We start from the raw sequence: 22,007 nt of genomic DNA on the forward strand, positions 1-22,007 counted from the left end.
ACCCGCCGTGGCGGGTGCCATCAATGGTTAACAACGACGGTTAGAAACGACGCCGGGTTCGCGCCCGGGGCCGCCCGGCACCTAGGCCGTGGCGGCTGCCGCCGCCTTCGCCGCGGCCGGCAGGGCGTCGAAGATCCGGTTCATGGCGACATCGTCGTGCGCTGCTGAAAGGAACCATGCCTCGAAGACGGAGGGCGGCAGATAGACGCCGGCGTCCAGCATCGAGTGGAAGAACGGCGCGTAGCGGAAGACCTCCTGGCCCTGCGCGTCCTCGTAGTTGTGAACCCCGCCCGCAGAGGTCCCGAAGGCCACCGAGAACAGATTTCCGGCCCGCTGGATGGAGTGGTCCACGCCGGCCTCATTCAGCGCCGCGGACAGCGCAGAGGAGAGTTCCAGCGAGCGTGCATCCACGAAGGAGTAAACCTCGGGGGTGGCGTGTGTCAGGGTCGCGACGCCGGCAGCCATGGCCACCGGGTTCCCGGACAGAGTGCCCGCCTGGTAGACCGGCCCAAGGGGAGCAAGGTAATCCATCACGTCGGCACGGCCGCCAAGGGCCGCCGTCGGCATGCCCCCGCCAATCACCTTTCCGAAGGTCAGCAGGTCCGGCGCCCATGGCTCGGACGTGTCCGCGGCTCCGCCGGTCAGACCCCAGTAGCCGGAGTAGCCGGTGCGGAACCCGGTGAGGACCTCATCCAGGATCAGCAGTGCACCGTGTTCGCGGGTGATGCGGGACAGGCCGGCGTTGAAGCCCTCACCGGGGGTGACCACACCCATATTGGCGGGCGCGGCCTCGGTGATCACCGCCGCAATGTTGGGCCCGTGTTTGGCGAAGGCGGCCTCGACCGCGCCGAGATCGTTGTAGGGCAGCACCAAGGTTTCGGCCGCGGTGGCCGCCGTAACCCCGGCGGAACCGGGCAGCGCCAGGGTGGCCAGGCCGGAGCCTGCTGCGGCAAGGAGACCGTCGAGGTGTCCGTGGTAGCACCCCGCGAACTTGATCACGAGGTTGCGGCCGGTGAAGCCGCGCGCCAGCCTGATGGCGGTCATTGTTGCCTCGGTGCCGGTGGACACCATGCGGACGCGTTCGGCCGCCGGGACACGTTCCTTGACGATGGCGGCCAGGTTGGCCTCGTCCGGGGTGGAAGCGCCGAAGGACAATCCCCGGTCCACAGCGGCATGCACGGCCTGAAGCACGGCCGGGTGGGCGTGTCCCAGTAGGGCCGGGCCCCAGGAGCAGACGAGGTCAACGTACTCCGTGCCGTCGGCGTCGGTCAGGTACGGTCCTTGGGCGGACACCATGAAGCGCGGCGTCCCGCCCACCGAGCCGAACGCGCGGACGGGCGAGTTGACGCCGCCCGGCATCAGCAGGCGGGCGCGGTCAAAAAGTTCCTCGTTGCGAGGGGTACTGGAAGTCATGGTTCCTATTCTTTCAGTTCGCGGCGTGTTCAGTTTCGGGGGCGTCCGCCAGCAGGTGTGCCACCCTGGGCGCCACCACGGTTCCAAACAACTCGATCGAACGCATCATCGCGGTGTGCGGCAGTGTGCCATTGCTATATTTGAGGTCGAACCGGTCCACGCCGAGGTTGTGCTTGAGCCGGGCAATCTTGCGCGCCACGGTCTCCGGAGATCCCACGTAGAGCGCCCCTTCCGGACCGCACATCGCGTCGAATTCGCGGCGGTTTCCCGGACCCCAGCCGCGCTCGGCGCCAATCCGGTTCCGCTGGGCCAGCCAGTTCGGGAAGAGCTCCTCGCGGGCTGCTTCGTCCGTTTCAGCCACGTGGCCGGGTGAATGCGTGGCCACCTGCTGCATGGGGTGGCCATACTTCGCCATCGCCTCGCGGTAGAGGTTCACCAGGGGCGCGAAGGCGCGTGGTTCGCCGCCGATAATCGCGAAAATGATGGGATAGCCGTATTCGGCGCAGCGCAGCACGGATTCCGGCGTTCCACCGACGCCGATCCAGGCGGGCAGCAGGTGATGTTCCAGCGGCGGAAACACGCTGAGCCCCTTGATGGCCGGACGGGTGCGTCCTTCCCAGTGGATGGGCTCCTGGGCGCGGACCTTGTCGAAGAGTTCCAGCTTTTCCTCGAACAGGACCTCATAGTCGGCCAGATCGAAGCCGAAGAGCGGAAAGGACTCGATGAAGGAGCCACGCCCCAGCATGACTTCGGCCCGGCCGTTGGAAATGGCGTCCACGGTGGCGAATCGCTCAAAGACCCGGATGGGGTCATCCGAGCTCAGCACCGTCACGGCGGATCCGAGCCGGATGTGCTTTGTCCTGGCCGCGGCGGCAGCGAGGAACACCTCCGGCGCGGAGACCGCGAAGTCGCGGCGGTGGTGCTCCCCGACGCCAAAGGCATGAAGTCCGACGTCGTCGGCAAGTTCCGCCTGTTCCAGCAGCTGGCGCAGCACTTGGGCGTGCGGGACCGGGTGCCCGTCAGGGTAGACCCCAACGTCGCCAAAGGTGTTCAGTCCCAGCAGCACCTTCCGGGGACCCACTGGGGTGGAGGGATGGTCTCCGGCGCTGGTGAGCGGCACGCCCGCGATGGAGTCGCCCGCGGCGGGAGGCTGCGTCATCAGGACTCCTTGAGCCAGCCGGCGAGCTCCGAAGCCCAGTACGTGAGCACCATATTGGCGCCGGCACGCTTGATGCCCAGCACCGACTCGGTAATGGCGGCCCGCCGGTCGATCCATCCGTTCGCCGCCGCGGCCTCGATCATCGAGTACTCCCCCGAGATCTGGTAGGCCGCCACCGGCACCGGACTCATCTCCGCGACGTCGGCCAGGATGTCCAGATAGCTCATGGCGGGCTTCACCATCACCAGGTCCGCGCCTTCGGCGAGGTCCAGTTCAACTTCGAGGATCGCCTCACGGCGGTTGGCGGCGTCCATCTGGTAGGTGCGGCGGTCACCCTTCAACTGGGAATCCACCGCTTCCCTAAACGGACCATAGAAGGCCGAAGCGTACTTCGCGGCGTAGGCCACCACGGCGGTGTTGGTGTGCCCGGCGTCCTCCAGCGCCTGCCGGATGACCCCGATCTGGCCGTCCATCATGCCGGAGGGACCCAGCATGTGCGCCCCGGCGGCAGCCTGTGCCACGGCCATCTCGGCGTAGATTTCCAGCGTGGCGTCGTTATCGACATAGCCGTCGGCGTCGAGCACTCCGCAGTGCCCGTGGTCCGTGAATTCGTCGAGGCAGACATCGCTCATGACCACCAGGTCATCGCCCACTTCGGCGCGGACATCGCGGATCGCCTTGTTCAGGACTCCGTCCGGGTCGAGTGAGGCTGAGCCCCGGGCGTCGCGCTGGGCCGGGATGCCAAAAAGCATGATCCCGCCCACCCCCAGTTCCACGGCCTCGGCCGCGGCCCGTTTCAGCGTGTCCGTGGTGTGCTGCACCACGCCGGGCATGGACTCGATCGGGTTCGGTTCGGTGAGCCCCTCGCGGATGAAGGCGGGCAGGATCAGCTCCGGCGCCGCCAGACGGTTTTCGGCAGTCATCCTGCGCATGGCGGGAGTGGTGCGGAGACGCCGGGGGCGGTGTTGCGGGAAGCTCATGTTCTGTCCTTCACTGGGTGCTGGGTTGCGGCTGATGAGGGGACGGGGACGTGCCGGGTGCCAGGGACCGCACCACGGCGGCAACGAGACCCGAGGCGGTGGGTTCCTTGGCGATGGAAGCGACAGCAAGGCCGAGGGCCTCCGCCTCCCCCGCCGTCGCAAGGCCGATCGCTACGAAACGGCAGCCGCCCAGTGGTGCGAGGTCTGCCTGGATGCGCCGGGCAGCGCTGGGTGACGCGGCGACCACCACGTCGAGCAGACCGGCATTGACCGCGCGTTTCGCTTCGGCTGCCGTGAGGACCGGCGCCGGCGGCCTGTCTCCGGCCCCGGGCGCCTCAAGGGGCGGCTGGCACGCCGGCAGCCGTCTGCCTGGATCAGCAGGATAATCCACGGTGTGGTACGCAATCACCGCCTGCACGGATGCTCCGCGGGCTTCAATCCCCCGGCGGAGCCGCGGATCGGCGATGTCGGCCTGGGGCAGGAGCACGCTGGACCTGCCGGCGGGCCAGATATCTAGGAGACCTGCACCGGACTGGATCCTGGCGGGCGCAAGGTCGACGGCGACACCCCGGGACTCAAGGACACGGCGTGTGGCAGGGCCGACGGTGGCCACCTGGGTGCTGCCGGGCAGCCAGGTGCTAAGGGTGGAGCCGCGTTCGGCGGCTTTGGTCTCCAACGCCTGAATGGTGGTCACGCTGCTGATCACCAGCCAGGTGTAGGCTCCGGCGCCAAGGGCATCGAAGGCGACGTCCAGTGAATGCTGGTCGCGGGCCTCCTCGAAATCGATGAGAGGCAGCAACAGCGGTTCGGCGCCGACACCCTTCAGCGCGGCCACAAGTTCCGCGGAACGGTCCGGGCCGCGGGCGATGAGGACCCGGGCACCCTTCAGTGGCCCGACGTCGCCGTCGCTCGGGCCGGGAGCGCCGTGCCGTCCCATGAGCTCTCGATTCCCGGGGCTCAGGAAGCCGCCAGGTCTGCGATGTCGGCCGCGCCGCGTGCCAGCAGGACCTCGGCGAGGTCAATGCCGAGCAGGGTGGCGCCGACTTCGGTGAGACCGTCGGTGGCTTTCTTGTCGCGGATGCTCGCCGTGCCGTCCACGGCGCAAACCACGGCTTCGAGGTAGAGCATGCTTCCCTTGCGGTAGGCATAAGCTCCCACCGGCGCCGCGCAGCCGGCCTCGAGACGCGCCAACAGGGCACGCTCGGCGGTGACGGCAAGCCGGGTGTCGGTGTCATCCAGCGCTGCCAGCGCCTGCGCCAGCGGGCCCTGGGAGCCCTCGGTCGATCCGGCTTTGCGGGGTGCGTCGGCGGTGCGGCATTCGATCGCCAGGGAGCCTTGGCCCGCCGCCGGGAGCATAACGTCGGTCTCGAGGTATTCGCTGACGGCGTCGAGCCGGCTGATCCGTTCCAGGCCTGCGGCAGCGAGCACAACGGCGTCGAGGTCGCAGGACTTTCCGTCAACCACAACGTCCGTAACATTTCCCGGCAATCCGGGCACCCGGCCCAGCCGGGTGTCCACGTTGCCCCGGATGTCCACGATGTCCAGGTCCGGCCGAGCCGCGCGCAACTGGGCCGCGCGGCGGGGAGAGCCTGTTCCCACCCGTGCACCCTGCGGCAGGTCGGCGAGTTTGAGGCCTTCGCGGGCGCAGAGCACGTCCCGGACGTCCACCCGCTTGGGCGTTGCTGCCAGGGTAAGGCCGGGAGCGGCACCGGTGGGGAGATCCTTCAACGAGTGCACCGCGACGTCGCACTTGTCCCGCAGGAGCGCGTCCCGCAGGGCGGCAACGAATACGCCGGTGCCGCCCATCTGGGACAAGGAGCCGGTGAGGACGTCGCCCTCGGTCCTGATGTGAACGAGCTCAACCGGAAATCCGCCAAGGGCGGCCAGCTGGTCAGCGGTCTGCCGGGTCTGTGTGAGGGCCAGCTTGCTGGCCCTGGTCCCGATGCGGACGGTCACAGGGAATCCTGCCCCGCCGCCGGTGAGGCAGCATCGGCCGGGTACGGGTCGTGCCCCGTTCCCACGGTGGTGTCGGCCGCGGCGATGGCGGGCTTCTCGCCGCGGAAGTTCGCGCAACATCCGGGACGGCAGACGTCGTACCAGGGGCCGAGCTTGGTCAGGTGCGGGCGGTCCTGGATGTTGTTTGCGGCAGTCCGCTCACAGATCAGGTCAACAATGCCCGAGATGAACTTCCGGTGCGTACCGGGAGTGGGAACGCGCGTGACGGCGAGGCCAAGGTTGCTGCAGGTCTCCAGCGCCTCGGTGTCGAGATCCCAGAGAACTTCCATGTGGTCGCTGACAAAACCGAGAGGCACGATCACGATGCCCTTGACACCCTGGCCGGCGAGCTCGGCGATGGCGTCGTTGATGTCCGGCTCCAGCCACGGAACGTGGGGCGCGCCGGAGCGGGACTGGTACACAAGGGACCACGGTGCGGTGAGGCCGGATTCGGCCTCCACCCTGCGGATGACCTCGGTTCCCGTGGCCAGGTGCTGGGCCACGTACGCGGAGTCTTCCTCGAAATGGCGGGGCTCCGCCTCGGACCGGCCTGCGGCCTCGGCGTCCCTGGTGGGGATGGAGTGGGTGGCGAAGAGAATGTGCACAGGCGCGTCCGGAGCGCCCGCGGCGGCGAGCTGGGTGCGGACGTCGGCCAGGCCGGCGGCGGTGCCTTCGATGAATGGCTCAACGAAGCCGGGGTGGTCGAAGTACTGACGTACCTTGTCCACTTCCAGCTTCCCGTCGAGACCTGTCTCGGTGAGGGCCATGCCGATGTCCTCGCGGTACTGGCGGCAGCTGGAGTAGCAGGAGTAGGCGCTGGTGGTGACCATCAGCAGCTTCCGGTGGCCGGCGTCGTAGACGTCCTGGAGCGTTTGTGGGATGTAGGGATCCCAGTTGCGGTTGCCCCAAAACACCGGCAGGCTGATCCCCCGCGCTTCCAGTTCGGCCTCGATGGCCGCTTTGAGCTCACGGTTCTGCCCGTTGATCGGGCTGATCCCGCCGTTTGCCCGGTAGTGGTGGGACACCTCTTCCAGCCGCTCGTCGGGGATGCCGCGGCCGCGGGTGACGTTGCGGAGGAACGGAAGGACGTCCTCCTGGCCCTCGGGTCCCCCGAAAGACGCGAGAAGGACGGCGTCGTACTCCTTGGGAGCCATCCGGCCGGCTTCGGTGACGGGGTTGATAGCTGTATCCTCGGCCAGGGATTCAGGTGAATCCAGCAGGCTCATGCGAGGACCTCGGCAATCTCCGCTGCCGTGACCCGGCGACCGGTGTAGAAGGGGATTTCTTCGCGGACGTGGTGGCGGGCCTCGGTGGAGCGCAGGTGCCGCATCAGGTCAACCAGGTCCACGAGTTCGGGAGCTTCGAGCCCGAGGATCCATTCCCAGTCGCCCAAGGCGAAGGAAGACACGGTGTTGGAGATGACCTGCGGGAAGTCGCGGCCCAGCATTCCGTGGTCGCGCAGCATGGCGCCACGTTCGGCGTCCGGGAGCAGGTACCACTCGTAAGAGCGGACGAACGGGTAGACGCAGAGCCACTTGGCGGGCGCCACCCCGCGGGAATATGCAGGGGTGTGGTTTTTGGCGAACTCGGCCTCACGGTGGACGCCCATGGCGGACCAGGCGATCTCGGTGCCGGCGAAGAGGGCGCTGCGCCGGATGTCCCGCACCGCCTGCTGAAGGTCCTCGGGCTTGGGTCCGTGGAGCCAGACCATGACGTCGGCGTCCGCGCGCATGGCGGAAACGTCGTAGCTCCCGCGGTGGATCACGCCGGCATCGGCGAGCCTCGCGGTCAAGGCGTCGAATTCCGCGGCAGCGTCGGCGCTGCGCGCGACGTCCGCGGAACGCTTGAACACGGTCCAGAGAGTAAAGAACTGTTCGACTGGCTCTTCGGCGACTGTGTTTCCGGTTACTGTTTCTTCAGTTTTACTGACAGATTCGGCAGAAGTGTGGCTCATGGTTACCAGTTTGCCCCCTCCATCCACCTAAGTCGAAACCGAAGTCTTCTACAGCGTGTAGAAGTGGTTAAAGTCACAGCCGCCCTGTGTTCAGAGCGTCCCTTGCTCAGGCTTTCCGCATCCGGATGAAAGCGACTCCAGCCGCTCCGGCCAGCGCCACCAGCCCTGCTCCCCACCACACCTGGGCCGGGACTCCTTCCAGGGGCGTAACGCTCACGGCCGAGCGCATCACCGGCGCGCCGGACACGCCGTATCCGGGTCCCGACAGCGGAACGAGACCGGCCGACGTCAAGGTTGCCATGTTCGCGGGCCCGAACATCTGCATGGTCCCCCAGGACGAGGGCCCGGGAGCCGCGCCGAGGCCGAACATCCTAACGGCCGACCCGCCGGCAGCGGCGATGTCGACGAAGGATCCGTTGGCGGCACTGGCACCGGGGAGGGCAGGAGCGGGGAGGGTGGGCAGTGTGCCGGTGGCCGGAGCTGCCGGCGCCTGCACCCCACCCGGCGCCGGAGTTGCGGGCATGAGGCTGGGACCAACGGCGCCTGAGCCGCCACCCGCGCCCGGCGGCGGCACCGGGGACAACGACGGCGGGACCGGGCCCCGGCTCGGCGCGGACGGTGCGGGTGACCAGGGGGCGGGTGACGCGGGCTCGGGTGACCTGGGAGCGGGCGCCGAGGGCTCAGGTGATGTTGGAGCGGGTGAGGACGGTTCCGGAGCTGACGGAGCCGGTGATGCGGGGTCGGTCGTCGGCGAGGGCTGCGGCCGCTGCTGCCCGGGCGGGGTGGGCCTGACCTGGCCACCCGGATTCGGCGACGGAGAGCCGGACGGGCCCGGTTTCGGACCCAAAACCACTGACGCCCACGTGCCCAAGAGCGACACGTCCGCTTCTGTCGCAGGACTTGTGGGAGCGGCGTCCGAACCTGTGTCCGGTGAGGGAACAAGAGACACCGCGTTTGATGCAGGAACACCTGCGGATACAACCAGCACCACTCCGAGCGCAGCCGCTGCTGTGCCGCGCCGAAGTCCCCCATGGAAACCAGTCAGTGTTCGAGAAAATTCGGACTTCTGAATGACCATAGTCATCGACACTAGCCAGAAAATCGTGCCGAAAGAAACTTGCGGAGAAGCCCCGCAGAGGGTATCGCGAGCGGCCCCGGGGCCAGAACAAGCAGCCCCCCGGCCCGGGACTTGCCGGGAACTACCGGACCAGGTCCGCCAACTGCCTGCGGGTATCAGCCACCACGGCCGCCAGGCCATTGCCGGCCAGCCAGCCGCCCACCAGTGCCAGGCCTCCGGTGCCGGCACAGATCCGACGGACCTCGGCCACCCGCTGGCGGTGGCCCACGGCGGCGAACGGAAGTGCGCCGCCCCAGCTGACGACGTCCCAGTCCAGCACATCATCCGATGTGACCGGAACGGTCAGGAGCGCTGACGCGTCCCGTAAGGCCACATCAAAGAGTTCCGCGTCGGAGACGCCCGGACCCGCCTCGACGACGCCCGCCGCGCACGTCCGCGCGGGGGCGCCGGAAGCGGCAGGGACGCCGTCGCTTCTTCCGTATGACAGCCGGACCACGTGGGTTCCCGGCCCCGCTTCGGCGGCCAGCCAGTCCCACTTGGCGGTGGCGTGCGTCAGCGCCTTGGCCTGGATGCCGGGGCTCTGCGGCGCCACCAGGATGCCGGTCCCACGCGGCCTGCGATCCAGAGCGGGAAGGTCAACAACAAGTGTCACAAGCTTTACATCGGGCCCGGCTCCGGGCCGGTGGGCGGACAGTTCCGGCACAGCCGCTTCAAGAAGTCCGACGGCGGAGGGACCGTCGAGCGCCACCACGAGCAAACCGGCGTCGTACGTCTTGTCCCCTGCGTGAACCACCCAGCCGGACGAGGTCCTGGCCACCGCCTCCGCCCGCGTGCTGTTCACGAGCCTCACACCCAGGGCGCGCAGCTCTGCCATCAGGGCGGTGACGAGGGTGTGCATTCCGCCTTTAAGGCCGGCGACGGCGGACCCGGCCCGCACCGGCTCCCGGGCTCCGTGCTCAGCGTCGGCCGTGGCGTCCTGGGATTGTGCGGGGACGCCCTGGCGCTGGGCCGCCACGGCGCCGGCGAGCGAGCCATGGGCGCGTATTCCGGCGCGAAGGCCGGGGGCCACCATGTCGACGTCCAACAGGGCGGGATTGGCGGAGTGGACCCCGCCCACCACCGGTTCCACCAGCCGCTCCAGGACCCGCCTTCCCATGCGGGCGCGCACCAGGTCGGACACGCTGGCCAGGGGCGCCCTCGTACCCAGCCAGGGCGGCAGGAACTTGTCCAAGGACGCCCGCGCGGATCCCGCGAGTCCAAGGGTTCGGCGCACTTCCGGATCCCACGGGTTCGCCGGGATGCCAAGGACTCCGGTCCTGGGCAGTTCGCGGGCACCTTCCGGGAGCTGGACCCAGGCGCCGCCGGGATGGGGCGCCACGATGTTGCCGCCCAGGCCAAGTTCCGCCGCAAGGTCCGATACCGCAGTGGAACGGGTGGCGAAGGACTCCGCTCCGCTGTCCAGTGTCAGGCCGCCCACCACGTGGCTTCCCACACAGCCGCCCCAGGTCGCAGCCGCTTCAAGGACGGTGGTGCTGACACCGCCGCGGGCCAGTTCCAGTGCTGCCAGCAGTCCGGAGATGCCGCCGCCCACCACCACCGCTGTACTCATGGACGCGTCCGGGGCGTGTGCGTTCACGGTTTACTCCGGCGCGATTGAGTGAATGAGTTCCACGAGGCGCGTCAGGACGGCGGGGTCCGTTTCGGGGGGCACGCCGTGGCCCAGGTTCAGGACGTGCCCGGGTGCGGCGGAACCGGCCCGGACCACGTCGCGGACGTGGGCCTCCAGAACGTCCCACGGGGCGGAGAGCAGGGCGGGGTCGATGTTTCCCTGCAGCGGGACGGAGCCGCCCAAGCGCCGGTTGGCCTCATCGAGCGGCAGCCGGTAGTCCACGCCCACAACGTCGACACCCACGTCGCGCATGGCGACGAGCAGCTCCGAGGTGCCGGTGCCGAAGTGGATCAGGGGCGCGCCCAGGTGCCGCACGTGGTCGAGGGCACGGGCCGAGGCGGGGGCCACGAACCGCTGATAGTCAGCCAGGCCCAGCGAGCCGGCCCAGGAGTCGAACAGCTGGGCCGCGGACGCACCGGCTTCCAGCTGGGCACGGAGGAACATCCCGGAGGCATCCGCGGCCCAGTTGGCCAGGGCGGTCCAGGTCTCCGGATCGGCATGCATCATGGTGCGGGGGCCGAGGTGGTCGCGCGACGGCTTGCCCTCCACCATGTAGGCCGCAAGGGTGAAGGGCGCGCCCGCGAAGCCGATGAGCGGCGTCGTGCCCAGCTGCGCCACCGTGAGCCGGACCGCTTCCCGGATGGGCTCCAGGGCTTCCCACGTCAGCTGCGGAAGCGCTGCAACGTCCGCGGCGGTGCGGATGGGCTTTTCAAGGACCGGGCCGATGCCGGGGACAATGTCCACGCCCACGCCGGCGAGCTTGAGGGGAATCACGATGTCCGAGAAGAAGATGGCGGCATCGACGTCGTGCCTGCGGACGGGCTGGAGGGTGATTTCCGAGGCCAGTTCGGGACGCAGGCACGAATCCAGCATCGCCACGCCTTCCCGGACCTTCAGGTATTCGGGCAGCGAGCGTCCGGCCTGGCGCATGAACCAGACGGGGCGCCGTGAGGGCCTGCCGCCCCGGTAGGCAGTGATGAGGGGCGAGTCCGCTGTTCTGCCGTCGAGGAGGGGGTGGCCCGGGTCCAGGGTTCCGGCCGCGTTGGGAGGCAACGTGGCGTCGGAAGACGAGGTACCGGTCACCGTGGCGTCAGAGGTTGCAGCGCTTGAAGTCATGACTCCGATTGTGCCTAAGTTCGCCCCTAAAAGATAACGACAGCTTGTCATCCCCGGCCGGTTCGAGATCCTCCGTGGCGCGAATCACAGCGCTTCGTGCCATACACCACGGCGCATTGTTGTTCCACGCGGCGAGGCAATAGCTATGATTGTGATGCTGTGGTTCTTTTTTCATTGGTGGCTACTCACGCCGACATCGACCTCGAGACCGTTGCTCAACTGAGCACCGGTTCTTCAGAGATCGCCACATCCGCACTCTCCGGATCGCCGGCAGTGAAGGGTGCGATTGTCCTTGCCACCTGCAACCGCTTCGAAATCTATGGGGAAGCCCCGCATGCGGACGACGTCGAAGCGGCCCGCGCCGCCCTGGTGGCCCAGATCAGTGGCCTGAGCGGCCTGAACGAGCAGCTCGTCTCCAAGTCGTTCAACACGCGCACCGGGGGCGAAGTCAGCCAGCACCTTTTCGCGGTCAGCTCTGGACTCGACTCAGCCGTGGTGGGCGAGCGGGAGATTGCAGGCCAGGTGCGGCGCGCCCTGATCACCGCCCAGCATGAGGGCACCGCCAGCGCGGGACTCATACGACTCTTCCAGGCCGCCTCCAAAACAGCCAAGGACGTCGGCGCCCAAACCGCTCTCGGATCCCGAGGGCTGTCCATTGTCTCCGTGGCACTGGACCTGGCCACGGATTTGTCCGAGAACCCCGACTGGTCCGCCAAGAAGGCCGTCGTTTTCGGCACCGGCGCCTATGCCGGTGCCACCATGGCGCTGCTGCGCGAACGCGGCTGCACCGATATCTCCGTTTTCTCCTCGTCCGGCCGCGCGGAGGGCTTCGTGGCAACCCGTGGCGGCACGGCGCTGGACTCGGACTCGCTTCCCGGCGCAGTCGCCGCGGCTGATGTCATGATCGGCTGCAGCGGCAGCGACAGCCGCGTCGAGGCTGAGGAGCTGGCCCGGGTCCGCGCCAACTCGCCGCAAACGCTCGTCGCCATAGACCTGGCGCTCACCCACGACTTCGATCCCGCGGTGGGCGAGCTCGACGGCGTGGAGCTGCTCACGCTTGAATCCGTCCGGCTCGCCGCTCCCCAGGAGCAGGCCGAATCGCTGGCCCAGGCCAGCGGCATTGTTACCGGAGCCGCCGCGGCCTTCGAGCAGGAACGCGAAGCCCGGTCCGTGGACTCGGCAATTGTGGCCCTGCGCCGCCACACCATGAATGTCCTGGACGCCGAGATGGAAAAAGTGCGCGCCCGCCACGGCTGCACGGCCGCCGCCGAGGAGGTGGAGTTCGCGCTGCGGCGCATGGTCAAGCAGCTGCTCCATGTCCCCACCGTCCGCGCCCGCGAGCTTGCCGCCAACGGCCAGCAGGAACATTACATCGCCGCCTTGGACGCCCTCTACGGCATTACCGTGGAGCAGCCCGCCGCGGCCCCGGCCTCAGCCGAGGATGCCGAGTGCCCCGTTGACCACGGCCAGGCCCGCCAGGACATCCCTGAGCCCCGCCGGAACTCCGCCTGAGTCACCACCAGCTCCGCCCTACCTGAGCTCCTGTTCTGACCCCCTGCTCGGGGACCCTCCCTGACTCCATGTCTGAGCTCCGGCCAACGCCGGGACTCCGCGGCAGCTGCCTTCCTAGCTCAGTAGACAGGCTTGGCTCAGTAGACAGGCTTGGTGGGCTCCACGTCCCGCACCCAGGCGAGGATGCCGCCCTCCAGGTGGCTGACCCGCTGGTAGCCTGCCTTCCGTGCGGCTGCGAGGACGGCCGCGGACCGCGTTCCGCCCTTGCAGTGGAAGACGATGTCCTTGTCCTGGGGCAACTCGGCCCAGGCCTCTCCCGCCAGGATCCTGCCCTGGGGGATGAGCACCGAACCGTCAATGCTGACGATGTCGTGCTCACCGGTTTCGCGGACATCGATAAGTTCGAAGTCCTTGAGTCCGGCCTTCCTGGAGGCCAGCATCGTGGCAAGCTGAGTGGCCGTCACGGTGTTTTCCTTCGAGGTGGCGGGCTCCGGGACTATCCCGCAGAAAGCGTCATAGTCGGTCAGTTCGGTGACGCGTTCGGCCGCAGGGTCCCGCGCCACCTTGATCTCCCGCCACGTGCCGCCCAGGGCATCGAAGAGCGCAACCCGGCCAAGGAGTGAGCGGCCGACGCCGGTAATCAGCTTCACGGCTTCGGTCACCATAAGGGAGCCAACGGCCGCGCACAGCATGCCGAACACTCCCCCCTCGCCGCAGGACGGCACTGAACCGGCGGGTGGCGCCTCGGGGTAAAGGTCGCGGTACGTGGGGCCGTGCTGCTCCCAGAAAACGCTGACCTGCCCGTCGAAGCGGAAGATGGAGCCCCACACGTAGGGCTTTCCGAGAATGGCCGCGGCATCGTTTACGAGATAACGGGTGGCGAAATTGTCCGCGCCGTCGAGAATGAGGTCGTAGTCGGCAAAGAGCTCCAGTGCGTTGGAGGCGTCGAGCCGGACGTTGTGGAGCCGGACATCCACCAGAGGGTTCAGTTCAGCGATGGAATCCCGGGCCGATTCGATTTTCAACCGGCCCACGTCGCTTACGCCATGGATGACCTGCCGCTGAAGATTGCTCAGGTCCACGGCGTCGTCATCAATGATGCCCAGGGTGCCCACACCCGCGGCAGCCAGGTACAGGAGCGCGGGTGAGCCCAGCCCGCCGGCCCCGATGACCAGCACTTTCGCGTTCTTGAGCCGGCGCTGACCTATCGTTCCGATCTCGGGAATGATGAGGTGCCGGGAGTATCGCTCCACCTCATCAGGGCTCAGTCCCGCCGCCGGTTCCACGAGTGGTTCCAGGGTTGCAGGGAGGGCGCTTGCAGTAATCGTTGAAGCCATACTTCAATGTATGCCTGAAGATGCCGCCAGGTCATATTACCCGCGCGTAAAGTGTAGGTAGCTGCAAGTGAAAGAAGGCCAAAAGTGGTTCATCATGCACCGGTTGAACGGACACCGGCCGAAAAGGCTGCGGCCGCACCGGCACGGACCGGCGGCACGCGTTCGGCCCGGCTCCCCCGCGACGAACGCCGCGCCCAGCTTCTTGCCGCGGCGCAGGAAGTGTTTGTCGCCAACGGTTACCATGGCGCCGCCATGGACGAGATCGCCGAGACCGCCCACGTGAGCAAACCGGTTCTGTATCAGCATTTCCCGTCCAAACGCGAGCTTTACCTCGCCCTTTTGGACAGCCACCTCAGTGCTTTGACCGAGCTCATGATGGGGGCGTTGAACTCCACCACGGACAATGACGAACGCGTTCAGGCAGTAATGCGCGCCTATTACCGGTTTATCGACAGCGACGACCAGGCGCACCGTCTTGTGTTCGAGTCCGACCTGATTAACGATCCGGATGTCAGCTCCCGGCTGGAGACGTTCAATAAGACTTTTGCCGACGCAATCGCCCAGGTCATTGCCGAGGACACCAAACTCCCCATGCTCGAAGCACAGCTGCTGGGCCGCGGCCTGGCCGGAATGGCCCAGGTCAGCGCACGTTATTGGCTGGAAACCGACGGGAACCTGGACCTCGATGTGGCCAGTGACCTGATCTACCGTTTAGCTTGGCGCGGAATCAGTCGCTTCCCCAAAGAAACCTAGACTACAAATAGAGACTACCTTCGGAATTCATTCGGAACTTGATTGGCTGGGAGGCCTCGCTGTGGAAGTAAAGATCGGCATTCAGAACATTGGCCGTGAAATTGTGCTGGAATCTGCTCAGGATGCTGGCGCCGTTGCAAAGGTCGTCGAGGAGGCCCTGTCCAAGGGCACCGAGCTGCGCCTGACCGACGAAAAAGGCCGGCTGATCATCATTCCCACGAATGTCCTTGGCTATGTCGAAATCGGGGCAGAAGAAGCGCGCCGCGTCGGGTTCGGCCAGCTCTAACCCACACCCGCCCGCCATCCGGCCAGCACCTGTTCCCACCCCGGCCCGCCATCCGGCGGGGCAGCAAGGAGTTTAAATGCTTTCCCTCGTTGTGGTCACCCTGGTCACTGTTGCCGCCGGGTTTGTGGTGTGGGCCAACGACCGCCGCCATGCCAAGTACGGCATGGCTGTGCCAGCCGGCGTCGCGACGGCGGTGGGGGCGCTGAGCTGGATCATTCTCAACGCGGCCGGGCTCAGCTACCAGCCGGGCCTCACGTGGATTCCGTGGGTAGTGCCCATGGTCCTGGGAACTGGAGCCGCCGTCGGGACCGCCATCTACCTTGGGCGCACCCGTTCGCGCTATGACACGCAGCAGCTGACGGCGGCGCTCAGGCTCTAGCCCTGGCGCCTCTAGCCCTGGCGCGGATCCGGCTGGTGCCCCTCTTCGGTGCACAGGCACAACCGGTTTCCCTGCGCATCCGTGACCACCACCCAGCTGGGTGCGTGGTCGCGGTTCATTAAGGCGTTGGTGTCTGCAATTTTCTCCAGGACAGGGCCGGATTCGGCCTTGCTCCTGTGGATGTCCAGGTGGATCCGGTTGTCGTCGGGAGTCCGGGTCTCCTGGAACCAGAGGCCCGGTCCGCGGCCGTACGGGTCTTCGAGGTCCCCGAACCGGCCCTTCCGGTAGCCCAGCGCGGTGCGCCAGACTTCGGAGATCTCGGCCGGGTTCGCGGTGTCGACCGCAATCTCCACCGTCCGGTATAGTCCCGGCTCGGCGCTCGCCCCGGCTGCGGCTGCCGCGGCACTGGCCGCCGCAGCGGCAGAGACATCACGCGCGGTCACCTCACCCCCGGCGTCGTGTGAACTGAGCCGGATGAACACCCGGTTGTAACGCCAGTCGAGGTCCGGGTGGTGGTTCTGCTCTTCGGCGAGGCGTCCGACGGCGGCGATCAGCTTGAGCGCGGCAGCCGCCGTCGGCGCTTTGTAGGCCGTGACCAGGCCGCCCAGCCGGTACCTCCAGTCGGGAAGGTCTTCGAGGGCGGCGTCGATCTGCGCTCGGGTGAGAATGTCTTCCTTGCCGGTCACTGCTGGCTCCTTGGAATGGTCAGAGCATGGCCGGGCCGCCGCGGCCAGACGGAATTAAAGGAATTCCGCGCGGCCCTCCATGGCGGACGAGGCCAATGCGTGCTCACGGCGCGGAATCCGGCCGGCCGCTTTCGCCAGCCTACCTGCGATAACAGCGTGTTTGAAGGCCTCCCCCATCACCGCCGGGTTTTGCGCACGGGTGACAGCCGTGGCCAGCAGCACCGCATCGCAGCCCAACTCCATGGCGAGCGCCGCGTCGGAGGCGGTGCCGATCCCGGCATCCAGCACCACCGGCACGGACGCCCTCGCCACGATCAGCTCAATGTTGTGCGGGTTCAGGATGCCCAGTCCGGTGCCAATGGGTGCCCCCAGCGGCATCACAGCGGTGGCGCCGAGGTTTTCAAGCCTTAGCGCCAGCACTGGATCATCGTTGGTGTAGGCGAAGACCTTGAAGCCGCGGTTGACGAGCTGTTCGGTGGCGTCCACCAGTTCCACGGCATCCGGCAGGAGTGTGTGCTCATCGGCGATCACCTCCAGCTTCACCCAGTCAGTTTCCAGCGCTTCCCGGGCCAGCTCCGCCGTCATCACGGCGTCCTTGGCCGTGAAGCAGCCGGCCGTGTTGGGCAGCACCCGGATCTTGTGGTCCACCAGGAGCTGGAAGAGGGATCCGGTCTCGGCTGGCGAGTAGCGGCGCATGGCCACGGTGGTCAGTTCAGTGCCCGACGCCACCAGGGCCGCGCCCAGCCCGTCCAGGCTCGGCGCCCCGCCCGTGCCCATAATCAGCCGGGACCCCAGCGAAACGCCGTCCACTACGAACGGATCGGCCATTACCTGCCCGGCGGCGCGCATGGCTCCGGCAGCCGTGGTTCCTGTCATGGTGCTCAACCTCCCTGTACTGCTGTAACGAGCTCGACGTCGTCGCCCTCGTCGAGCATGGTGACGAACCACTGGCTGCGGGGCACCACCTCTGAATTACGGGCCACAGCCACCCCAAGCTTCCTGCCGTCGGCTGCTTGTCCGTCGGCCGCAAGGTTCCGGCCGGTGACCTGGCTGATGAGGGTGGTGACCGATGCGCCGTCGTCCACGGTGTGAACCGATCCGTTGAGTTTGATGTTCATGCTGTTTCCTTGTTCGGGTCAAGTGTGGCGCTGCCTGCGGATACTGCGGCCGGGTGTTTCGACCCGGTTCCCGCGCGGAAGCGCCCGGGATGGAAATTCGCCCACCGGGGATCCCCCGTGCCGTCCATCAGTTGCCGGCAGATCGCGGCCGCCACGGGGGTCAGCAGGACTCCGTGGCGGAAAAAGCCGGTGGCAATGATGAGTCCCGGAATGTCGGTGCCGCGGGCGTCTGGGACGCGGCCCAGCAGCGGCGCATTGTCCGGCGTGCCGGGACGGGCCCGTGCCGTGGATTCCAGAAGTTCCAGTTCCGCGACGGCGGGAACCAGCACCTGGGCGTCGCGGAGAAGTTGGTAGACGCCTCCCGCGGAGACCGTGGCGTGCGACGCCCCGGCCCGCCCCGCACCGGTCCGCGCGGACCCGGCTGGCTGGTCTTCCCGCTGGGTTGCTCCGATGACCACCGTGCCATCCAGCCGGGGAACGATGTAGACGGGAATTCCGTGGACCATGCCGCGCACGGTGGAGGTCAGCAGCGGCTGCAGGTGCTCCGGGACACGGAGACGGAGGATGTCGCCGTAAACAGGCCGCAGCGGCAGGTTGAGCCCCTCGGGCAACCCGTCGAGTGAGCCCGCCTCAAGACCGTTGGCCACGATGGTTTCGGTGGCGTGCACGGCGCCTCCGCCGGCAAGGCGGACGCCGCTGACGCGGCCGTCATCCCAGAGAAGTCCAACGGCCCTGTCCCGGACGGCGTAGCCGTCGGCAGCGCCGGAAACCCGGGACGTTTGCGCGTGCTCCGCCAGGGCCCCGGCGATCCGGGCCAGGAGCTTCCGGGGATCCACCTGGTGGTCGGCGGGGATGTCGAAGGCGCAGGAGATGCCCGGGCTCAGCAACGGTTCCCGGGATCTGGCCTCGCGGATGGTCAGTGGTTCAACCGTGAGGCCGTGCTCCTGCTGGACCGCGCGGAGGTCGGCGAGGGTGCGGCGGTCCGCGGCGTCGGCACCCACCGCCAGGGTCGACGTCGTCCGGTATCCGGTCTCCGCCGCCTGCTGGTCCGGAGATCCGGCGGCCGGCGGCGAGGCGAGGCTGGCTGCGAACGCCGGCCACAGCCTGGATGACTCAAGCATGAGACCCAGGAGGTCTTCCTCCTGGTAGTGGAGTTCGCTCACAGGTGCCAGCATGCCGGCGGCCGCCCAGCTGGCTCCCGTTCCCGGCGCATGGTCGATCACCACAACGGACCGTCCCGAACGCCTGGCTTCCCAAGCGATTCCGTGGCCGATGATGCCGCCACCGATCACCGCCACGTCCGCATGCAGCGGTCCGGAACCAGGCGCCGCGGAATCAGGCGCCGCGGAATCAGGGCTTGCGGATTCAGGGGTTCCCTGCCCAGGAGCTGTGCGGCTGGTTTGGGGGTTCATACACATCCTTCCCTACGCCGGTACTAACCGGATCAGGTCAAGCGGTCGGCTCTGACGCCCTCTCAGCCCTGCAGCAAATTGTGACAGCTGCGGCGGGCTCCCGCGGTACCTCCCCAGTTTAGAGGAACTAGGCTGGTTCCATGACCGAGCAAGCCGTCCACACCACCGCCCGCCTCTACCTCTGCACTGATGCCCGCAGCGACCGGGGAGACTTCGCAGACTTCGTCGACGCCGCATTCGCCGGCGGCGTGGACATCATCCAGCTCCGCGATAAGAACCTCGAAGCCGCCGAAGAGCTCGAGCTGCTGGAGGTGCTGCAGTCCGCATCCCAGCGCCACGGCCGGTTGTGGGCCGTCAACGACCGTGCGGACATCGCATCCTTGTCCGGGGCTCCGGTGTTCCACATCGGGCAGAAGGACATCCCCCTCAGCTCGGCCCGCAAAATGCTGGGCAAGAACACGGTGATCGGCCTGTCCACGCATTCCGCCGAGCAAGTGGACGCCGCCATTCTGGCGTCCCCGGGCAGGAAGGGGCTGGACTACTTCTGCGTCGGCCCGGTCTGGGCCACCCCCACGAAGCCCGGGCGCGCCGCCGTCGGGCTGGATCTGGTGAAGTACGCCGCGGAGGCAATCCGGCGCTCGGATGTGGGAACTGTGGAAGGCGTGCTCCCCTGGTTTGCCATCGGCGGGATCGACCTGACCAATGTCGAGCAGGTGGTTGCGGCCGGCGCCGAACGCATTGTGGTTGTCCGTGCCATCACCGACGCCGACGATCCGGCCGAGGCGGCCCGCTTGCTGCTGCAGGCGCTGGACGCCGCGGGGTCCTGATCCGGCGGCGGTGTCCGTTGCGTCCGCCGCGCAGCTAGGGCGTCCCGCAGGTGCCAGACGCGGCTCTAACCGGTCAACCCCAGTTGCGTCATGCGCCTGGCGTGCTTCTCGGCCAGCCCAGCCATGACGCCGCCCACCAGGATTTTCGCTCCCGCCGCATCCGCGCCGCCGATCAGGGCGCTGAGGAACGCGTGCTCGGAACCAACCCGTTGTGCCTGGGTCAGCGCTTCGCCGAGCAGCCGGCGGCCCCACAGTGCCAGCCGCGAGGCGAGGCGCGGATCGTCGGCCAAGGCACGTCTGAGCCTCTCGCGGAGCACATCCGTCGTCTCGTCCGAAGCCTGGATGCGCTCGATGACGGCGCGGGCGCCGGCATCCACGTAACGGGAAATCTCACGGTAGAAATCAGCGGACACCGTGTCAATCACGTACGCCTTCATCAAAGATTCGTACCAGTCCCCCGGCCGTGTGCGTTCGTGAAAATGATCAACGGACGTTTGGAAGGGGAGCATGGCGTCTTCGGCATCGATACCCATCTCAGCCAGCTTGGCGCTCACCAGTTCGTAGTGTTGAAACTCGGTGACGGCCATCCGGCCCAGGACCGCCCGGTCGTGCAGGGTGGGCGAATACCTGGCATCGGCCGCGAACCGTTCGAAGGCCGAAAGCTCCCCATAAGCCATCACGCCAAGGAGATCTGCCACGAATCTGTCGGAAGGAGCAGTGTCAGCCCGGGATGTGCTCATCCTTCAAGACTAATGGCGAAAATGGAGCTAATCTGACTTTCGTGTCACACCATCGCCTGTCCCCCAGCGTCCACGAAGAGACCAACCGGCTGGCCGAAGCCCTGAAGGCATTGCGCACCGAGCTGGAGCTACCGGGCCCCTTCCCCGCAGACGTCCTCCAGGATGCCCTGGCAGCCATTGCCGAACACAAGATGCCCGACTTGGATCTGACGGACATCGACTTCGTTACCATCGACCCGGCGTCGTCCACGGACCTGGACCAGGCCCTTTTCATCGAACGGGCCGGCGAAGGCTACAAGGTGTACTACGCCATCGCCGACGTCCCGTCCTTCGTGGCCCCCGGAAGCGCCCTCGACGCCGAAACCCGCCGCCGCGGCCAGACATTTTATGCTCCGGACGGACGCATTCCGCTGCACCCGGAAGTCATTAGTGAACAAGCAGGAAGCCTGCTTGCCGGGCAGCTTTGCTCCGCGTTTGTTTGGGAGTTCGACCTCGACGCCGGCGCCGACGTTTCGGCGGTGCTCGTGCGGCGGGCGCGGATCCGCAGCCGGGCGAAGCTGAGTTATCACGGGGTCCAGGCCGAACTCGACGCCGGGGCTGCCCCGCCGGTCCTCCAGCTGTTGAAGGAAGTGGGACTCAAGCGTGTGGAACTGGAACGGCTGCGCGGAGGCGCCAGCCTGAATATGCCGGATCAGGAAATTGAACAGCTGCCCGACGGCGGCTACCGGATCAATGCCGCCCCGTCCCTTCCGGTGGAAGACTGGAACGCCCAGATCTCACTGATGACCGGGATGGCCGCCGCGGACCTCATGCTCCAGGGCAAGGTCGGCATTCTGCGCACCATGCCGGCCCCCGACGAGCGTTCTCTCCTGCACTTCAAACGGCAGACCAACGCGTTGGGAAGGCCTTGGGACGGAGAAGCCACGTACGGCGAATACCTCCGCTCTCTGGATCCCACGGACCCCCGGCAGCTGGCCATCATGCACTCGGCCGGCATGCTTTTTCGTGGCGCCGGGTACACACACTTCGACGGCGCCGTGCCCGAGGACGCCAAGCAATCGGCAATCGGCGCGGCCTATGCCCACACCACGGCTCCGCTGCGGCGGCTCATTGACCGCTTTGTACTGGTCATCTGCGAAGCGCTGAGCAATGGCACCGCTGTGCCGGACTGGGCACGGGAGGCGCTCCCCTCGCTGCCGGAGATCATGGCTGCCTCGGACCAACTGGCAGCCCGGATGGAACGTTTGGCCTTGGACACAGTGGAGGCCGCGCTCCTGATCAACCACATCGGCCAGGAATTCGATGCGGTGGTGATTTCCGGCTCCAAGCCGGCCAAGCCGAACGGGAACGGCACCAACGGCAACGGCGGAAACGGAAACGGACCCTCCGGAATCATCCAGATCGCCCGGCCGGCAGTGACCGCCCGGTGCCCGGGCGAACTGGAGTCAGGCACCACAGTGCGCGTCCGGCTGATCTCCTCCGACATCGCCACGCGGGAGATCCGGCTGGAGCTCATCGGCTGATTTCCGCCGCACCGGCAACGCCGTCGTCAGGGAAAGTTGCCATGTACAGCTAGACTGAAGGTGTAGAAAT

Annotated in this window: 23 protein-coding genes and 1 riboswitch; of the genes, 6 read left to right on the top strand and 17 right to left on the bottom strand. The window is 67.4% G+C overall.

The features are described 5' to 3' along the window. Window positions 1-81 precede the first annotated feature (81 nt). The 11 genes from hemL to hemE all read right to left on the bottom strand — a co-directional run bounded on the left by hemL (window position 82) and on the right by hemE (window position 11,364). A complete protein-coding gene (gene hemL, locus ACP4XC_RS16980; protein WP_427171688.1) occupies window positions 82-1,413 on the bottom strand; it encodes a glutamate-1-semialdehyde 2,1-aminomutase in 1,332 nt (443 codons plus the stop codon). Window positions 1,414-1,426: 13 nt separating this feature from the next. After that, on the bottom strand, window positions 1,427-2,572 hold the full coding sequence (locus ACP4XC_RS16985; RefSeq protein ID WP_427171690.1) for an LLM class flavin-dependent oxidoreductase: 1,146 nt from the start codon (window positions 2,570-2,572) through the stop codon (window positions 1,427-1,429). Next, window positions 2,572-3,552, bottom strand: a complete 981-nt coding sequence (gene hemB, locus ACP4XC_RS16990) for a porphobilinogen synthase (RefSeq protein ID WP_427171692.1) — start codon at window positions 3,550-3,552, stop codon at window positions 2,572-2,574. The genes ACP4XC_RS16985 and hemB overlap by 1 nt, the downstream gene beginning before the upstream one ends. A 10-nt stretch (window positions 3,553-3,562) precedes the next feature. Beyond that, a complete protein-coding gene (locus tag ACP4XC_RS16995) occupies window positions 3,563-4,489 on the bottom strand; it encodes a uroporphyrinogen-III synthase (protein ID WP_427171694.1) in 927 nt (308 codons plus the stop codon). A gap of 20 nt (window positions 4,490-4,509) precedes the next feature. Beyond that, window positions 4,510-5,508: a hydroxymethylbilane synthase gene (gene hemC / locus ACP4XC_RS17000; RefSeq protein WP_427171696.1), complete on the bottom strand. Its 999-nt coding sequence runs from the start codon at window positions 5,506-5,508 to the stop codon at window positions 4,510-4,512. Then, complete coding sequence (locus ACP4XC_RS17005) at window positions 5,505-6,773, bottom strand: ferrochelatase (protein ID WP_427171698.1); 1,269 nt, start codon at window positions 6,771-6,773, stop codon at window positions 5,505-5,507. Before ACP4XC_RS17005 ends, hemC begins: the two co-directional genes overlap by 4 nt. Beyond that, on the bottom strand, window positions 6,770-7,501 hold the full coding sequence (hemQ, locus tag ACP4XC_RS17010; protein ID WP_427171700.1) for a hydrogen peroxide-dependent heme synthase: 732 nt from the start codon (window positions 7,499-7,501) through the stop codon (window positions 6,770-6,772). Before hemQ ends, ACP4XC_RS17005 begins: the two co-directional genes overlap by 4 nt. 106 nt (window positions 7,502-7,607) lie before the next feature. Beyond that, window positions 7,608-8,024: a hypothetical protein gene (locus ACP4XC_RS17015; RefSeq protein WP_427171702.1), complete on the bottom strand. Its 417-nt coding sequence runs from the start codon at window positions 8,022-8,024 to the stop codon at window positions 7,608-7,610. Between the two features lie 157 nt (window positions 8,025-8,181). After that, window positions 8,182-8,364, bottom strand: coding sequence for a hypothetical protein (locus ACP4XC_RS17020; protein WP_427171704.1), 183 nt, complete (start codon window positions 8,362-8,364; stop codon window positions 8,182-8,184). A gap of 336 nt (window positions 8,365-8,700) precedes the next feature. After that, window positions 8,701-10,188, bottom strand: a complete 1,488-nt coding sequence (locus ACP4XC_RS17025) for a protoporphyrinogen/coproporphyrinogen oxidase (protein WP_427175147.1) — start codon at window positions 10,186-10,188, stop codon at window positions 8,701-8,703. A 30-nt stretch (window positions 10,189-10,218) separates the two neighbouring features. Beyond that, a complete protein-coding gene (gene hemE, locus ACP4XC_RS17030; RefSeq protein WP_427171706.1) occupies window positions 10,219-11,364 on the bottom strand; it encodes a uroporphyrinogen decarboxylase in 1,146 nt (381 codons plus the stop codon). 159 nt (window positions 11,365-11,523) lie between these two features. Between hemE and ACP4XC_RS17035 the strand changes: the two genes are divergently transcribed. Then, on the top strand, window positions 11,524-12,876 hold the full coding sequence (locus ACP4XC_RS17035; protein WP_427171708.1) for a glutamyl-tRNA reductase: 1,353 nt from the start codon (window positions 11,524-11,526) through the stop codon (window positions 12,874-12,876). Window positions 12,877-13,013: 137 nt separating this feature from the next. Here ACP4XC_RS17035 and moeB read toward each other — a convergent pair whose 3' ends face one another. Then, window positions 13,014-14,213: a molybdopterin-synthase adenylyltransferase MoeB gene (moeB, locus tag ACP4XC_RS17040; protein ID WP_427171710.1), complete on the bottom strand. Its 1,200-nt coding sequence runs from the start codon at window positions 14,211-14,213 to the stop codon at window positions 13,014-13,016. 84 nt (window positions 14,214-14,297) lie between these two features. Between moeB and ACP4XC_RS17045 the strand changes: the two genes are divergently transcribed. The 3 genes from ACP4XC_RS17045 to ACP4XC_RS17055 all read left to right on the top strand — a co-directional run bounded on the left by ACP4XC_RS17045 (window position 14,298) and on the right by ACP4XC_RS17055 (window position 15,631). Continuing rightward, on the top strand, window positions 14,298-14,966 hold the full coding sequence (locus ACP4XC_RS17045; protein ID WP_427171712.1) for a TetR/AcrR family transcriptional regulator: 669 nt from the start codon (window positions 14,298-14,300) through the stop codon (window positions 14,964-14,966). A 61-nt stretch (window positions 14,967-15,027) separates the two neighbouring features. Beyond that, window positions 15,028-15,252, top strand: coding sequence for a DUF3107 domain-containing protein (locus tag ACP4XC_RS17050; RefSeq protein WP_427171714.1), 225 nt, complete (start codon window positions 15,028-15,030; stop codon window positions 15,250-15,252). A 76-nt stretch (window positions 15,253-15,328) separates the two neighbouring features. After that, window positions 15,329-15,631, top strand: a complete 303-nt coding sequence (locus ACP4XC_RS17055) for a hypothetical protein (protein ID WP_427171716.1) — start codon at window positions 15,329-15,331, stop codon at window positions 15,629-15,631. A gap of 11 nt (window positions 15,632-15,642) precedes the next feature. Here ACP4XC_RS17055 and ACP4XC_RS17060 read toward each other — a convergent pair whose 3' ends face one another. The 4 genes from ACP4XC_RS17060 to thiO form a co-directional block, all read right to left on the bottom strand. Continuing rightward, window positions 15,643-16,317 (bottom strand): 4a-hydroxytetrahydrobiopterin dehydratase, encoded by a 675-nt coding sequence (locus ACP4XC_RS17060; RefSeq protein ID WP_427171718.1) that lies wholly within the window; start codon window positions 16,315-16,317, stop codon window positions 15,643-15,645. 54 nt (window positions 16,318-16,371) lie between these two features. Beyond that, on the bottom strand, window positions 16,372-17,193 hold the full coding sequence (locus tag ACP4XC_RS17065; RefSeq protein ID WP_427171720.1) for a thiazole synthase: 822 nt from the start codon (window positions 17,191-17,193) through the stop codon (window positions 16,372-16,374). A 5-nt stretch (window positions 17,194-17,198) separates the two neighbouring features. Further along, the gene (gene thiS, locus ACP4XC_RS17070) at window positions 17,199-17,435 is read right to left on the bottom strand and encodes a sulfur carrier protein ThiS (RefSeq protein ID WP_427171722.1); all 237 of its coding nucleotides are present in this window, start codon (window positions 17,433-17,435) and stop codon (window positions 17,199-17,201) included. Then, window positions 17,432-18,847: a glycine oxidase ThiO gene (thiO, locus tag ACP4XC_RS17075; RefSeq protein WP_427171724.1), complete on the bottom strand. Its 1,416-nt coding sequence runs from the start codon at window positions 18,845-18,847 to the stop codon at window positions 17,432-17,434. The genes thiS and thiO overlap by 4 nt, the downstream gene beginning before the upstream one ends. Further along, window positions 18,840-18,961: riboswitch (TPP riboswitch) on the bottom strand. Its footprint overlaps the gene before it by 8 nt. 26 nt (window positions 18,962-18,987) lie before the next feature. Here thiO and thiE point away from each other — a divergent pair. After that, window positions 18,988-19,674, top strand: coding sequence for a thiamine phosphate synthase (gene thiE / locus ACP4XC_RS17080; protein ID WP_427171726.1), 687 nt, complete (start codon window positions 18,988-18,990; stop codon window positions 19,672-19,674). A gap of 65 nt (window positions 19,675-19,739) precedes the next feature. Here the strand turns inward: thiE and ACP4XC_RS17085 are convergent, their stop codons facing one another. Next, on the bottom strand, window positions 19,740-20,414 hold the full coding sequence (locus tag ACP4XC_RS17085; RefSeq protein WP_427171728.1) for a ferritin-like fold-containing protein: 675 nt from the start codon (window positions 20,412-20,414) through the stop codon (window positions 19,740-19,742). 41 nt (window positions 20,415-20,455) lie between these two features. On the opposite strand from ACP4XC_RS17085, the gene ACP4XC_RS17090 reads away from it, so the two are divergent. Then, the gene (locus ACP4XC_RS17090) at window positions 20,456-21,937 is read left to right on the top strand and encodes an RNB domain-containing ribonuclease (RefSeq protein WP_427171730.1); all 1,482 of its coding nucleotides are present in this window, start codon (window positions 20,456-20,458) and stop codon (window positions 21,935-21,937) included. Window positions 21,938-22,007 lie beyond the last annotated feature (70 nt).

Source organism: Arthrobacter sp. 92, assembly GCF_050260325.1.
In the GTDB taxonomy this organism is placed as follows: Bacteria; Actinomycetota; Actinomycetes; order Actinomycetales; family Micrococcaceae; genus Arthrobacter.

Bases quoted from the DNA above. Each gene is read 5' to 3' on its own strand.
- ACP4XC_RS17055 (WP_427171716.1), top strand. From the start codon at position 15,329: ATGCTTTCCCTCGTTGTGGTCACCCTGGTCACTGTTGCCGCCGGGTTT.
- ACP4XC_RS16985 (WP_427171690.1), bottom strand. From the start codon at position 2,572: ATGACGCAGCCTCCCGCCGCGGGCGACTCCATCGCGGGCGTGCCGCTC.
- moeB (WP_427171710.1), bottom strand. From the start codon at position 14,213: ATGGCTTCAACGATTACTGCAAGCGCCCTCCCTGCAACCCTGGAACCA.
- hemB (WP_427171692.1), bottom strand. From the start codon at position 3,552: ATGAGCTTCCCGCAACACCGCCCCCGGCGTCTCCGCACCACTCCCGCC.
- ACP4XC_RS17005 (WP_427171698.1), bottom strand. From the start codon at position 6,773: ATGAGCCTGCTGGATTCACCTGAATCCCTGGCCGAGGATACAGCTATC.
- hemL (WP_427171688.1), bottom strand. From the start codon at position 1,413: ATGACTTCCAGTACCCCTCGCAACGAGGAACTTTTTGACCGCGCCCGC.
- thiS (WP_427171722.1), bottom strand. From the start codon at position 17,435: ATGAACATCAAACTCAACGGATCGGTTCACACCGTGGACGACGGCGCA.
- ACP4XC_RS17025 (WP_427175147.1), bottom strand. From the start codon at position 10,188: ATGAGTACAGCGGTGGTGGTGGGCGGCGGCATCTCCGGACTGCTGGCA.
- ACP4XC_RS17085 (WP_427171728.1), bottom strand. From the start codon at position 20,414: ATGAGCACATCCCGGGCTGACACTGCTCCTTCCGACAGATTCGTGGCA.
- hemE (WP_427171706.1), bottom strand. From the start codon at position 11,364: ATGACTTCAAGCGCTGCAACCTCTGACGCCACGGTGACCGGTACCTCG.
- thiO (WP_427171724.1), bottom strand. From the start codon at position 18,847: ATGAACCCCCAAACCAGCCGCACAGCTCCTGGGCAGGGAACCCCTGAA.
- thiE (WP_427171726.1), top strand. From the start codon at position 18,988: ATGACCGAGCAAGCCGTCCACACCACCGCCCGCCTCTACCTCTGCACT.
- hemQ (WP_427171700.1), bottom strand. From the start codon at position 7,501: ATGAGCCACACTTCTGCCGAATCTGTCAGTAAAACTGAAGAAACAGTA.
- ACP4XC_RS16995 (WP_427171694.1), bottom strand. From the start codon at position 4,489: ATGGGACGGCACGGCGCTCCCGGCCCGAGCGACGGCGACGTCGGGCCA.
- ACP4XC_RS17065 (WP_427171720.1), bottom strand. From the start codon at position 17,193: ATGACAGGAACCACGGCTGCCGGAGCCATGCGCGCCGCCGGGCAGGTA.
- ACP4XC_RS17015 (WP_427171702.1), bottom strand. From the start codon at position 8,024: ATGCCCGCAACTCCGGCGCCGGGTGGGGTGCAGGCGCCGGCAGCTCCG.